At 61.5% G+C, this 11,759-nt stretch carries 11 protein-coding genes and 4 tRNA genes; 11 read left to right on the top strand and 4 right to left on the bottom strand.

All coding sequences use genetic code 11. The features are described 5' to 3' along the window. Window positions 1-215: 215 nt before the first annotated feature. Window positions 216-869, top strand: coding sequence for a helix-turn-helix transcriptional regulator (locus H3V09_RS02310; protein WP_110425241.1), 654 nt, complete (start codon window positions 216-218; stop codon window positions 867-869). Window positions 870-1,426: 557 nt separating this feature from the next. Here H3V09_RS02310 and H3V09_RS02305 read toward each other — a convergent pair. The 4 genes from H3V09_RS02305 to H3V09_RS02290 form a co-directional block, all read right to left on the bottom strand. Beyond that, window positions 1,427-1,499: transfer RNA gene (locus tag H3V09_RS02305), tRNA-Val, on the bottom strand. Between the two features lie 31 nt (window positions 1,500-1,530). Beyond that, window positions 1,531-1,602: transfer RNA gene (locus H3V09_RS02300), tRNA-Val, on the bottom strand. A 23-nt stretch (window positions 1,603-1,625) separates the two neighbouring features. Continuing rightward, window positions 1,626-1,696 (bottom strand) — tRNA-Cys (locus H3V09_RS02295). A 27-nt stretch (window positions 1,697-1,723) separates the two neighbouring features. Beyond that, window positions 1,724-1,796, bottom strand: a tRNA-Gly gene (locus tag H3V09_RS02290). Window positions 1,797-1,958: 162 nt separating this feature from the next. On the opposite strand from H3V09_RS02290, the gene H3V09_RS02285 reads away from it, so the two are divergent. The 10 genes from H3V09_RS02285 to H3V09_RS02240 all read left to right on the top strand — a co-directional run bounded on the left by H3V09_RS02285 (window position 1,959) and on the right by H3V09_RS02240 (window position 11,703). Continuing rightward, the gene (locus H3V09_RS02285) at window positions 1,959-2,789 is read left to right on the top strand and encodes a PAC2 family protein (protein WP_024628113.1); all 831 of its coding nucleotides are present in this window, start codon (window positions 1,959-1,961) and stop codon (window positions 2,787-2,789) included. A 77-nt stretch (window positions 2,790-2,866) separates the two neighbouring features. Next, entirely contained in the window at window positions 2,867-4,912 is a 2,046-nt protein-coding gene (thrS, locus tag H3V09_RS02280) for a threonine--tRNA ligase (protein ID WP_198190812.1), read from the top strand. A 3-nt stretch (window positions 4,913-4,915) separates the two neighbouring features. Then, window positions 4,916-5,590 (top strand): phosphatidylinositol phosphate synthase, encoded by a 675-nt coding sequence (pgsA, locus tag H3V09_RS02275; RefSeq protein ID WP_198190811.1) that lies wholly within the window; start codon window positions 4,916-4,918, stop codon window positions 5,588-5,590. Between the two features lie 4 nt (window positions 5,591-5,594). After that, window positions 5,595-6,584: a phosphatidylinositol mannoside acyltransferase gene (locus tag H3V09_RS02270; RefSeq protein ID WP_198190810.1), complete on the top strand. Its 990-nt coding sequence runs from the start codon at window positions 5,595-5,597 to the stop codon at window positions 6,582-6,584. Next, window positions 6,581-7,867: a glycosyltransferase family 4 protein gene (locus tag H3V09_RS02265; RefSeq protein WP_198190809.1), complete on the top strand. Its 1,287-nt coding sequence runs from the start codon at window positions 6,581-6,583 to the stop codon at window positions 7,865-7,867. Before H3V09_RS02270 ends, H3V09_RS02265 begins: the two co-directional genes overlap by 4 nt. Before the next feature lie 61 nt (window positions 7,868-7,928). Continuing rightward, window positions 7,929-8,684, top strand: a complete 756-nt coding sequence (locus H3V09_RS02260) for a YebC/PmpR family DNA-binding transcriptional regulator (protein ID WP_110425236.1) — start codon at window positions 7,929-7,931, stop codon at window positions 8,682-8,684. A gap of 4 nt (window positions 8,685-8,688) precedes the next feature. Beyond that, the gene (gene ruvC / locus H3V09_RS02255; protein WP_110412913.1) at window positions 8,689-9,270 is read left to right on the top strand and encodes a crossover junction endodeoxyribonuclease RuvC; all 582 of its coding nucleotides are present in this window, start codon (window positions 8,689-8,691) and stop codon (window positions 9,268-9,270) included. Between the two features lie 60 nt (window positions 9,271-9,330). Beyond that, window positions 9,331-9,942: a Holliday junction branch migration protein RuvA gene (gene ruvA, locus H3V09_RS02250; protein WP_046322898.1), complete on the top strand. Its 612-nt coding sequence runs from the start codon at window positions 9,331-9,333 to the stop codon at window positions 9,940-9,942. A 3-nt stretch (window positions 9,943-9,945) separates the two neighbouring features. Beyond that, window positions 9,946-11,022 carry a Holliday junction branch migration DNA helicase RuvB gene (gene ruvB / locus H3V09_RS02245; protein ID WP_198190808.1) on the top strand — a complete coding sequence of 359 codons (1,077 nt, stop codon included), beginning with the start codon at window positions 9,946-9,948 and terminating at the stop codon, window positions 11,020-11,022. A 66-nt stretch (window positions 11,023-11,088) separates the two neighbouring features. Then, window positions 11,089-11,703 carry a preprotein translocase subunit YajC gene (locus tag H3V09_RS02240; RefSeq protein ID WP_198190807.1) on the top strand — a complete coding sequence of 205 codons (615 nt, stop codon included), beginning with the start codon at window positions 11,089-11,091 and terminating at the stop codon, window positions 11,701-11,703. Window positions 11,704-11,759 lie beyond the last annotated feature (56 nt).

The raw sequence follows: 11,759 nt of genomic DNA, 5'->3' as shown, positions 1-11,759 counted from the left end.
TGAAAATTCATTCGGCACCTCAGCACTCCTGCGGTCTCAATAGGTCGTATGTAAAGGACTGAAGTGCACAAAAGAAGGTCTAATATACGGGATTAGAGGAGGCCGATTGGCTGGTATGGAGGTGATGGACCATATCACGCCATCCAATACCTTTCGCTTCCCGCAGCACCAACCGGTGGTTACAAGCCGCCCTGTTAGGATGTTGAGGATCAGCCATGCATTTCACAGTAGACAACCTTGAAGAGGTATTTCCCCTGGCAGAATTCATAGCCGATTCCTTCGGTCCCATGGCCGAGATTGTTGTGCATGACATCACACGCCCGGAAAATTCCATCGTCTTCATCCGCAACGGCCAGCTCTCCGGACGCTCCCTGGGCGACGCAGTCACAGACCAGACCCGACAACTGGCCATACGGGCCGACCAGGACGGGGCCGACTTCGTCTCCGACTACAGAGGGCGCCGGCTGAACAAGCACGAGTTCCGCGTCTCCTCCTACCTGGTCCGCAACCGGGAGCAGACCGTCATTGGTCTGCTTTGCATCAGCATCAACATTACCGAGTTGCAGCAGGCTGCCCATGTGTTGCAGACGCTGTCCTCGATCGACTCCGACGATGTACAGATCTCCACTGAGACCTCCCGCCACCACGTGAGCGAGGAGCCCGCGGAGAACATTCGCAGAATCACCAGAGATGAAGTCCGCCAGTTCAACATTCCTATGGACAAGCTGACCAAGCAGGACAGGCTGGAGATCATTCGCAACATCAAGGACCGGGGCATCTTCCTCATCAAAGGCGCGGTGGGCATCGTAGCCCCTGAGCTCAAGATATCAATTCCCACCCTCTACCGGTACCTGCAGGCCCTGAAATAAGGGCTAAAAAGTAAGACCTCCGGCGGCAGGAGAGGGGGGTATATTTCTGTGCCGCCGGAGGAGCTTTACAGCACGGCCGCCGCCATTGGCGACAACCGGAACATGGCCATACATACAAACCACGCAAGTATTACATAGGTAAAACAGGGAGCCCTCAGTTTCCTCGAGCTGGGGTGCATTGCAGATTCAGCCAGGCTAGATACGTGCTCTCATTGGCCTAGGCCTTTCTTCATGCTATCACCTCTTCAAGGATGTATCAGGTACTCCCGTTTCTGACAGGTCCCCCGACCTGCTACTAAGAGCAAATTATCACAAGGTCCCGGACATACTCAACACTCCGTTCGCTATCCGCCACGAAAACCGGTCGACAGCCACTGTAGTTAAGCATGAACAGCAAACTTCAGTCATGCTGGTAACAATAATTTATTACTTGCATCTTTGCCGGGGAATGACTAATGAGGGATCATCGAGAATTCAGAAAGTTCGTAAAATGCCAATCGCTGACTGAGAACTATCGGTAGATAAAAGATAGGGGAGGGGGAAGGAGAAAATCCAGGTGGGCGATGCAGGAATCGAACCTGCGACCCCTTCGGTGTGAACGAAGTGCGCTAGCCGCTGCGCCAATCGCCCGGATTGGAAAAGACCACCGAAGTGATCCTCGTGGGCGATACTGGATTCGAACCAGTGACCCCTTCCGTGTCAGGGAAGTGCGCTACCTCTGCGCCAACCGCCCGGGTCATTCTCGTTTCGAGAGAGAGGTGGGTACGAGAGTCGAACTCGTCTATACGGCTTTGCAGGCCGCTGCCTAACCGCTTGGCTAACCCACCGTATTGGTTAAACTGCTCGAAACCTCGAGCGGGCAACGGGACTCGGACCCGCGGTCTCGACCTTGGCAAGGTCGCGCTTTACCAACTAAGCTATGCCCGCACATTCAACTTTCACCGTGGTGGTGACTGCCGAAGCACGTTGCACTACTGTAGCGTAGACCTCCGCACTTGGCAAAAAGCGCGTGTCGCCGCGTCATAGAGCCACCCTCCGCTGACGGCAAAGCCGCCAAGTACAAGGCTTCCTACCGGTAGGGTGAGAGGTATGAGTGAAGAAGCCAGGCAGCACTGCACCATGGTGGCCGCCTTCGATGGCTGGAACGATGCGTGCTCAGCCTCGACCAACGTCATCCGCCACCTGTTAAACGTCTATGAGTCCCATGAGATCGGCAGCATTCCGGGCGATGGGTTCTACGACTATCAGATGTCACGGCCCATGCTCTGCCACGTGCAGGGTCGGCGGCGAATTATCTGGCCCTCTACCAAGATCTACCGGGTGCAGATTGATGATACCCACACGCTTCTGCTGGAGATGGGCCCGGAGCCCAACTACCACTGGAGCGACTTCTGCAGGCGCAGCATCCACTGGGCCGAAGACGATGAGGCGGAGGCCATCATCACACTGGGCGCCATGTTCGCCGACTGCCCCCACACCAGGCCCCTGCCCATTGACGACCTGGCTGGCGACCAGCCCAAGACCGACACCGATGGCCACTCCGGCCCCATAGGCATCCCCACCGTTCTGGACGCCCTGGCCACCCAGGACGGCTACAGCACCGAATCCATTTGGGTCTCCGTGCCCCAGTACCTGGGTAGCGACGAGTGCGCCCAGGGAACCCTGCAGCTGCTGCAAAGGCTCTCAGCCATGCTTGGCGTCCACCTTGACGAGGGGGAGCTGCCCCGCAAGGCCGCTGAATGGAAGGCCCAGGCCGGCATGCTTCTGCGCTGCAACGATGACCTGGCCAACTATGTCCACCGTCTGGAGATGGATGTCGACCAGGCCCAGGTGGACGAGCCGGCCGCCGAAGAGCTGGTCCGGGAAGCCGAGGATTATCTGCGCTCCATGGGCAACAAAGGCCCCTCCTTGTCTGAGTGACGACCTAGGCTGTGGGTCGATAAACCATGTCCAGCCTGCACCCTGTAACGCGGGCTCCGATAGCAAGGACGGCATTCATGACACAGTCGAGCATCTCCATCATCGTCAAAGGCGAACGGAAGGAGGTGGCGGCGGATCAGACTGGCGTCCAGCTTTTTGCTGACGACAAGGACATCATCGCCGTCGACCTCAACGGGCAGCCACGCGACCTCTACACACCCCTGCACGAAGGCGACAAGGTCGATCCCATCACCTTGGAGAGCGACCAGGGACTGGCCATCATGCGGCACTCGGCAACCCACGTCATGGCTCAGGCCGTCCAGGAAATTCGCCCGGACGCCAAGCTGGGCATCGGCCCGGCCATCAAAGATGGCTTCTATTACGACTTCGACGTGGACAAGCCCTTCACCCCCGACGACCTCAAGCAGATCGAACAGCGGATGAAGAGGATTATCAAGTCCTCCCAGAGCTTCCGTCGTCGCGTGGTGACCGAGGAGGAGGCCCGCAAGGAGGAGGCCGACCAGCCCTACAAGCTGGAGCTGATCGGAGCCAAAGAGGCCGAGATCAATAGTGAGGAAGCCACTGAGGTGGCCACCGGTGGCGAGCTGACCATGTACGACAATCTGGACCGCGAGGGCAACACGGTCTGGAAGGACCTATGCCGTGGCCCCCACCTGCCCAACACCCGCTACATCCGCTGCTTCAAGCTCATGCGAACGGCAGCCGCTTACTGGCGCGGGGATGAGAAGAACCCCATGCTCCAGCGCATCTACGGCACTGCCTGGGCCAACAAGGACGACATGAAGGCCTACACCGCCCGCCTGGAGGAGGCCGCCCGCCGCGACCATCGCAAGCTGGGCGCCGAGATGGACCTCTTCTCCTTCCCTGATGAGATCGGGCCCGGACTGCCCGTCTTCCACCCCAAGGGCGCGGCCGTCATCAACGTCATGGAGGACTACTCCCGCCAGATGCACCGGCGCAACGGCTACTCCTTTGTGCAGACCCCGCACATCACCAAGGGCCACCTCTACGAAATCTCGGGCCATCTGCAGTGGTACAAGGACGGCATGTACCCGCCCATGCACCTGGATGAGGAGAAGGACGCCAACGGCAAGGTCACCCGCCAAGGCTTCGACTACTACCTGAAGCCCATGAACTGCCCCATGCACAACCTTATCTTCAAGTCCCGGCAGCGCTCCTACAAGGAGCTGCCCCTGCGGCTGTTCGAGTTCGGCACCGTCTACCGCTACGAGAAGTCCGGCGAGGTACACGGCCTGACCCGCGTGCGCGGCCTGACCCAGGACGACTCCCACATCTACTGCACCCGTGACCAGATGAAGGGGGAGCTGACCAACCTGCTCCAGTTTGTGCTCAAGGTGCTCAAGGACTTCGGCCTGAACGACTTCTACCTGGAGTTGTCGACCAAGGATCCCAACAAGTTCGTCGGTTCTGACGAGGTCTGGGAGGAGGCTACCAACACCTTGGCCGAGGTGGCCAAGGACTCCGGGCTGGAACTGGTTGACGACCCCGAAGGCGCCGCCTTCTACGGGCCCAAGATCTCCGTACAGGCGCGCGACGCCATCGGGCGCACCTGGCAGGTCTCCACGATTCAGCTTGACTTCAACCTGCCTGAGCGCTTCCAGCTGGAGTACATCGCAGCCGACGGCTCCCACCAGCGGCCGGTCATGATCCACCGGGCCCTCTTCGGTTCCATCGAGCGCTTCTTCGCCATCCTGCTGGAGCACTACGCCGGCGCCTTCCCGGCCTGGCTTGCACCGGTCCAGGTGCAGGCTGTGCCCGTGGCTGACGAGTTCGCCCCCCACTTGGAGCACCTGCTGGACGAGCTGCGCGATGACATGGTCCGCTGCGAGATCGACCGCTCCGACGATCGCTTTGGCAAGAAGATCCGCAACGCAGCCAAGTCCAAGGCACCCTTCATCCTGATTGCCGGCGAGGAAGATGTTTCCAAGGACGCGGTCTCCTTCCGCTTCCGCGACGGCAGCCAGCTCAACGGAGTGCCTGTGAAGCAGGCCCGCGCCTGGATCAACGAGGCCATCAAGGTCCGCGCGCAGATCAACTCGGCAGACGACTTCCGAGCGAATACCTCCTGCAGTCAGGACTGACCAATGTTCGAGCATCTACGGCGCCCCTGGAAGCGCATCATCGCCCCTATCGCCCGCGGCCTGGTTCATCTGGGCGTGAGCGCCAACGGTGTCACGATCATCGGAGCCGTAGGCACCACTCTGGTCGCCATCGTGACCGGGTTCACCGGCTGGCTCCTGCCCGGGGCCATCGTCCTGGCCATCCTGGTGGCCTTCGACTCCCTGGATGGTTCCGTGGCCTCGCTGACCGGCGGAGGCACCCAGTTCGGGGGCTTCCTGGACTCCACCCTTGACCGGATAGCCGACTGGGCCGTCCTGACCGGGGTCATCATCTACCTGCGCCGCCACGAACTGGCCTGGGTGGCGGATGGCAGCCACCAGGATCCCGACATCTGGGCCCAGGTCGGCATGGCTGCAGCGCTCTTCGCTATCATGACCTCCTTCGTCACCTCCTACGCCCGGGCCCGGGCCGAGGCAGAGGGCTTCGAGGCCAAGAACGGCATCGCCACCAGGTCGGATCGGCTGGTCATCATCCTGGTGGGCATGGCACTGACGGGAGCCGGGCTGCCCCTGGCTGTGCTCAGCTGCTTCCTGGTACTGCTGGCCCTGCTGGGCATCGTCACCGTCTGGCAGCGAATCAGCCACGTCGCCAGGGACATGAGCCGCAACCCACAGCCTGCCAACCCCAACCACGAGTGAGCCTATGCCGGATCGACTGCTCATCTTTCTGGCACAGCACGCTCGTTTGGTGCCCGAGAGGCTGCTGCGCGGCCTCTTCCTGGCGGCGGCCGACCTCTGCTGGCTCTTCCGGATAGGCGGTGTCAGACAACTGGAGCGCAACCTGGCCCATGTCATGCCAGAGGCCGACCATCGCGTCCTAAGGCTGACATCGCGCCAGGGCATGCGCTCCTACTTCGTCTACTTTGTCGAGGCCCTGACCGTGGGGGCTCGCACCCAGGAGCAGCTGCTGGCACGCATACACGGTGGCGGCAGCGCCTACCCGGATCCGGCCAAGAGCGACATCGGCCTGCGCTCCCTGCCAATCGGCATGGGCCACCAGGGCAACTGGGACTACGCAGGCTTCTGGGCCTGTTCCACGGTTGGACAGGTAACCACGGTGGCCGAACGGCTGCGGGACCAGGGAATGTTGAACACCTTTGCGGACATCCGTCGCCGTCTGGGCATGAACATCCTGCTGACCGGCGAACCGGACATCACCGGCCGTCTGACAACCCTGCTACGGGACCCGGGCCAGGTCGTGCCCCTGCTGGCCGACCGCGATCTGAGCCGCCGAGGCGTATTCGTCAAGGCCTTCGACTCCTGGATTCGCGTAGCTGCCGGGCCTGCCGTCATCGCCTTGGATGCCCGTCTGCCCCTGTATACCGTGAACATGCATAGGGAAAAGCTGACGGGGGAGCGCCGCCGGCAGGCCAAGACCCCCTACGGCTATGTCTGCCAGGTGGACGGGCCTATCGCCATCGAACCCTACCTGGATATGCCCCGGAAGCAGGCCATCAACGATCTGACCCAGGCCTGGGTGGACCAGTGGGCGCAAGGCATTCACGAGCATCCCGAGGACTGGCACATGCTCCAGCCGATTTTCCTTGAGGATCTGGATCTTTCCCGGATGCATGACCTGCCGGACTCCATCCTGGCCCAGGCATCCAAGAACAAAGGGAGGTGTCAGGCATGAAAGCACCCGAGCAAAGGCCTGAAGAGGAGCCAGAACGGGACGCCATCAAGGCGCCTCTGCGGGTGGGGATCATCTCGCCCTACTCCTTCGAGACCCCAGGTGGCGTCCAACTGCACATCCGCGACTTCGCCAGGCATCTTATGGAACGCGGCCACCAGGTGCAGGTTCTGGCTCCAGGCCGACGCACCCAGGACATGCCTCTCTGGGTGCAGACCACCGGCTCCTCCTTCTCCATTCCCTACAATGGATCCGTGGCCAACCTAAGCTACTTCGGCGTGGTCGGCCACAAGACCATGCAGTGGGTCAGGCAAGGCCACTTCGACATCCTGCACCTGCACGAGCCCGAGGTACCCTCACTGAGCCACAAGCCCCTGCGGCCCGGATTCATTCCATGCCCCTATGTGGCCACCTTCCATGCGGCCTTCGATTCGACCCCGCTGGCTTTGAGGCTGACCAGACGCTACCTGCGTCGATACTTGGCCAATATCAGCCAGGCCATCTTCGTCAGCCCCTCGGCCATGCAGAACGCCCAGAACCTGCTGGAGCCGGGCATACCCAGCCAGATCATCCCCAATGGCATCGAGACCAGAGCCCTGCGCAATGCCCGGCCACGTCCAGAATGGCAGGGAAGCGACCGGCAGCCCACCATCGGCTTCCTGGGACGGATGAAGGAAGAGCGCAAGGGGTTCAAAATCTTGGCCCAGGCCGCACCTGCCATTCTGCAGCGTGTGCCCGGAGCCCGTTTCCTGTGTGCAGGTGACGGCCAGGGGGAGGCCCGGACAATACTCGAAGCCGTCGATCCCGGACTGGCCCAGCACTTCACCTTCCTGGGTCGGATCAGCGACGAGGACAAGGCCTCCTTCTACCACAGCCTGAACCTGTATGTGGCCCCGCAGACCGGGGGAGAGAGCTTTGGCATCGTGCTGGTCGAGGCCATGGCGGCTGGCTGCCCTGTGGTGGCCTCGGACCTGCCCGCCTTTGAGGATGTTTCCCAGAACGGCCACAGCGCGCGTCTATTTGCCTCCGGAGACCCCAAGGACTGCACCCGGGTGGTCCTTGAACTACTGAACGACCGACCCACACGCCTGAACTTGGCCTCGTGCGGAATGCGTCGGGCCAACGACTACGACTGGGAGCGGGTCACCGACCAGGTTCTGGATGTCTATGCCCGGGCCCTGGCGGCCAGGCCCGATCATCGCCGAGGCCTGCTGGGCAGGCTGGTGGGTCGGAGGGCTGGTTCTCTTTACGATGAAGCCTCCACGGAAGGGCCTGAAAACCCGTAAAATTGTCAAAGAGCGGAACTAGAATTCCATTCGTTTACGCATTCGTACCGTCAGGAGACATATGTCAGGGCATTCGAAGTGGGCGACCACCAAGCACAAGAAAGCAGCCATCGACGCCAAGCGTGGCAAGCTCTTCGCCAAGCTGATCAAGAACATCGAGATCGCTGCCCGCACCGGCGGCGGTGACCCCGACGGTAACCCCACCCTCTACGACGCCATCGTCAAGGCCAAGAAGTCCTCTGTGCCCGCAGACAACATCACCAGGGCCGTCAAGCGTGGCTCGGGCGAGGAGGCCGGAGCGGCCAACTACGAGAGCATCGTCTACGAGGGCTACGCTCCCGCCGGCGTGGGCATAATCATCGAGTGCCTGACCGACAACCGCAACCGTGCGGCCGCCGAGGTCCGTTCCACCCTGACCAAGGGCGGCGGCTCCCTGGCCCAAAACGGGTCGGTCAGCTTCAACTTCGAGCGCAAGGGTCAGATCATTGTCCCCTCGGAGGGCCTGGACTACGATACGGTCTTCGAGAAGGCCGCCGAGGCAGGTGCTGAGGACGTGCAGGACAACGGCGAGAGCTACACCGTGCTGACTGCCCCCGGCGATATGGTCACCGTACGTAAGGCCCTGCAGGATGCCGGTATGGACTACGACTCCGCAGACTTGGTCCTCAACCCCAAGAGCGAGGTCACCCTGGACCTGGACTCCGCCCGCAAGGTCTCAAAGCTGATCGACAACCTGGACGATCTGGACGACGTGCAGGATATCTACAGCAACTGGACTGCGCCCGACGAGGTCATGGCCCAATTGGACGACGAGTGACCTTATGATCGTTCTCGGCGTCGACCCGGGGCTCACCCGATGCGGCGTTGGCGTCATTGAAGCCGGTGCATCGCGCCGGCTTTCCTTTGTTCATGTGGACGTCGTGCGCTCAGACCCCGAACAGAGCCAGGACCTGCGTCTGCTGACCATCTACCAGGGGCTGACGGCCGCCTTGGACCGTTTCAGTCCCGACGTGGTATCAATCGAGCGAGTCTTTGCCCAGTCCAATCACAACACCGTGCTGGGAACCGCTCAGGCGGCAGGGCTAGCCATGCTGGGTGCTGCGCAGCGGGGGATTCCCGTGGCCCTGCACACACCCACCGAGGCCAAGATGGCCGTAACCGGCAACGGCCAGGCTGACAAGATCCAGGTGCAACGGATGGTAGCCCGCATCCTGGGGCTCAATCAGCTGCCCAAGCCTGCCGATGCCGCCGATGCTCTGGCCCAGGCCATCTGCCATGCCCTAAGGCCTGCCGGGGCCATCCAAGGTGGGGAACGCGAGGAGCATCTGACCCAGGCCCAGCGTCAGTGGGCCCAGGCCTCTGCCAAGTACGGCAAGCACCGGGGAGTCCAGCGAGACATGTAAGCTGATTCGAACAGACGTTCGATTCTGAACAGACGTTCGATTCTATTGAGGGGTGATCAAGTGCTGGCAATGCTGACCGGGCGGGTGGCCGCCATTGAAACGGGCTCGGCGGTCATTGATGTTTCGGGAGTGGGTTTCGAGGTGCGCATGCCTCAGTCAGATCTAGCTTCCATGCGGGCCGAGTCCACGGTCACCGTCTACACCGCTCTGTCCCTGACCCAGGACGCGCTGACCCTCTACGGATTCCTCAGCCGCACCTCCAAATCCCTCTTTGCCCAGTTGCAGAAAGTCAGCGGCATCGGACCTCGCGTGGCCCTGTCCATTCTTGCCACCCTGAACTCAGACCAACTGGCCCAAGCCGTGGCTGACGGCGATGCTGCGGCACTATCCCGGGCGCCAGGCCTAGGCAAGAAGGGTGCTCAGAAGATCATCCTCGAACTCTCCGGAAAGCTTGATTTGGATGCCGGCACGGGCAGACAGGGGCCAGCTCAGACCGACGATGGCGCCCACCAGGTGGTTGAGGGACTGATCTCCCTGGGATGGCTACAGCGTGATGCCGAGCAGGCTGTTGAGCAGACATGCCGCGATGGAGGCTACACCCTGCCCCTGCAGTCTGCCGACATTCCCAAGGTGCTCAAGCAGGCCCTGACCCTGCTGGACAGGGGGCGCTGATCCATGGCTGACAAGCAGATATCTACGGGGTATATAGATACCCAGAATGGTGATGCGCAAGAGGAATCCCTGCGGATGGTCTCGGCCAGGCCCATCGAAGGCGAGCCGGTCAGTGACGAGGAGCTGCGTCCGGAAACCCTGGACGGGTTCATCGGGCAGCCCCGGCTCAAGGCCCAATTGAGCCTCTTTTTGAAGGCTGCCAAAAAGAGGGATGTGGCCCCGGATCATATTCTGCTCGCAGGCCCCCCGGGCCTGGGCAAGACCACCCTGGCCATGATCGTTGCCCATGAGCTGGAGGTTCCCATTCGTGTCACCTCGGGGCCAGCTGTTCAGCATGCCGGCGACCTGGCCTCCATCCTGAGCTCTCTGGAGGCCGGTGAGGTGCTCTTCATCGACGAGATCCACCGTCTGCCTAGGGCCGCCGAAGAGCTGCTCTACATCGCCATGGAAGACTTCCGGGTGGATGTCATGGTGGGCAAGGGCCCCGGAGCCTCCTCCATTCCACTGACCCTGCCCAGATTCACGGTCATCGGAGCCACCACTCGTGAGGGCATGCTGCCCTCGCCCCTGCGAGCCCGTTTCGGCTTCACCGCCCACCTGGACTTCTACCCGGAGGAAGAGCTGGAGAAGTTGGTCGAGCGATCAGCCAAGGTGCTAGGCATTGTCCTACAGGATGACGCCGCCCATCAGCTGGCCCTGCGCTCCCGTGGCACGCCCAGGATAGCCAACCGCCTCCTGCGCCGTGTGCGTGACTGGGCCATAGTCCACGATCTTGACCGGGTCGGTCCCGATGATGTCAAGCAGGCCCTGGCCCTCTACCAGATCGATTCCGAGGGGCTGGACCGTCTGGATTTGGCCGTCCTCAAGGCCATCGTCAACAGTTTCGACGGTGGTCCCGTGGGCCTGAACAACCTGGCCGCCATGGTGGGCGAGGAGGCCGAGACGGTCGAAACGGTCTGTGAGCCCTACCTGGTGCGCGAGGGCTTCTTGGTACGTACACCAAAAGGGCGTGTGGCCACTTCCAAGGCATGGGAGCACCTGGGCCGCAAACCGCCCGAGGATGTCATGAAGCTGTTCTAGACTGGGGTCTTCGCAGCAATGCATATCGCCGTTTGATACCCGCCGAAACAAGGAGTGGAAACAACCATGGGATCCATGATTTTCATGATCGTCATCATCGCACTGATGATCGCCATGATGTGGGGAAGCTCCCGCAAAAGCAAGCAGCAGCAGGCCGCCGTCCAGGACTTCCGTCAGTCCCTACAGCCCGGTGACGAGGTAGCCACCACCACCGGTCTTCTGGGCAAGGTCGTTTCAGTTGACCTGGAGAAGGAGCAAGTAGTCATCGACTCCGAAGGTTCGCAGTCCCGCTGGCGCATCCAGGCCATCACCAGGCCACCAATCGTCCCCGCCTACGTTCACGACGACGAGGTTGATGAAAACGGCAACCCCCTGCCCGAGCAGGTTGAAGGCCACTCCGAGGATGTGGATGCCCCAGTCGAGGTCACCGCCGCTGAAGACGATGACAAGGCCGATGATGAAGAACGCACCGCTGACGATACTGCCACACAGAACTTTACAGCCTCAGAGGGCAAGGATGAGGCCGGAGCCAAGTCGAATACCGAGCGGGAGCCGGAGAGCAAATCAGGCAAGGCCGAGACTGCAGAGAAGTCCGACGACGCTGACGAATCGGATTCGTCCAAGGATTCTGTCGAATCCAAAGAATCCGAGACTTCGGATTCGACTTCCGCCAAGTCGTGAGCATTATACGCCCGCCACACCTTCCGCCAGGCTGACTCTGAACGGAAACGCGGCGA

The sequence above is a fragment of the Bifidobacterium sp. M0399 genome, from assembly GCF_016100595.1.
GTDB lineage: Bacteria > Actinomycetota > Actinomycetes > Actinomycetales > Bifidobacteriaceae > Bombiscardovia > Bombiscardovia polysaccharolytica.
This window is presented reverse-complemented; position numbering and strand designations above follow the sequence as displayed.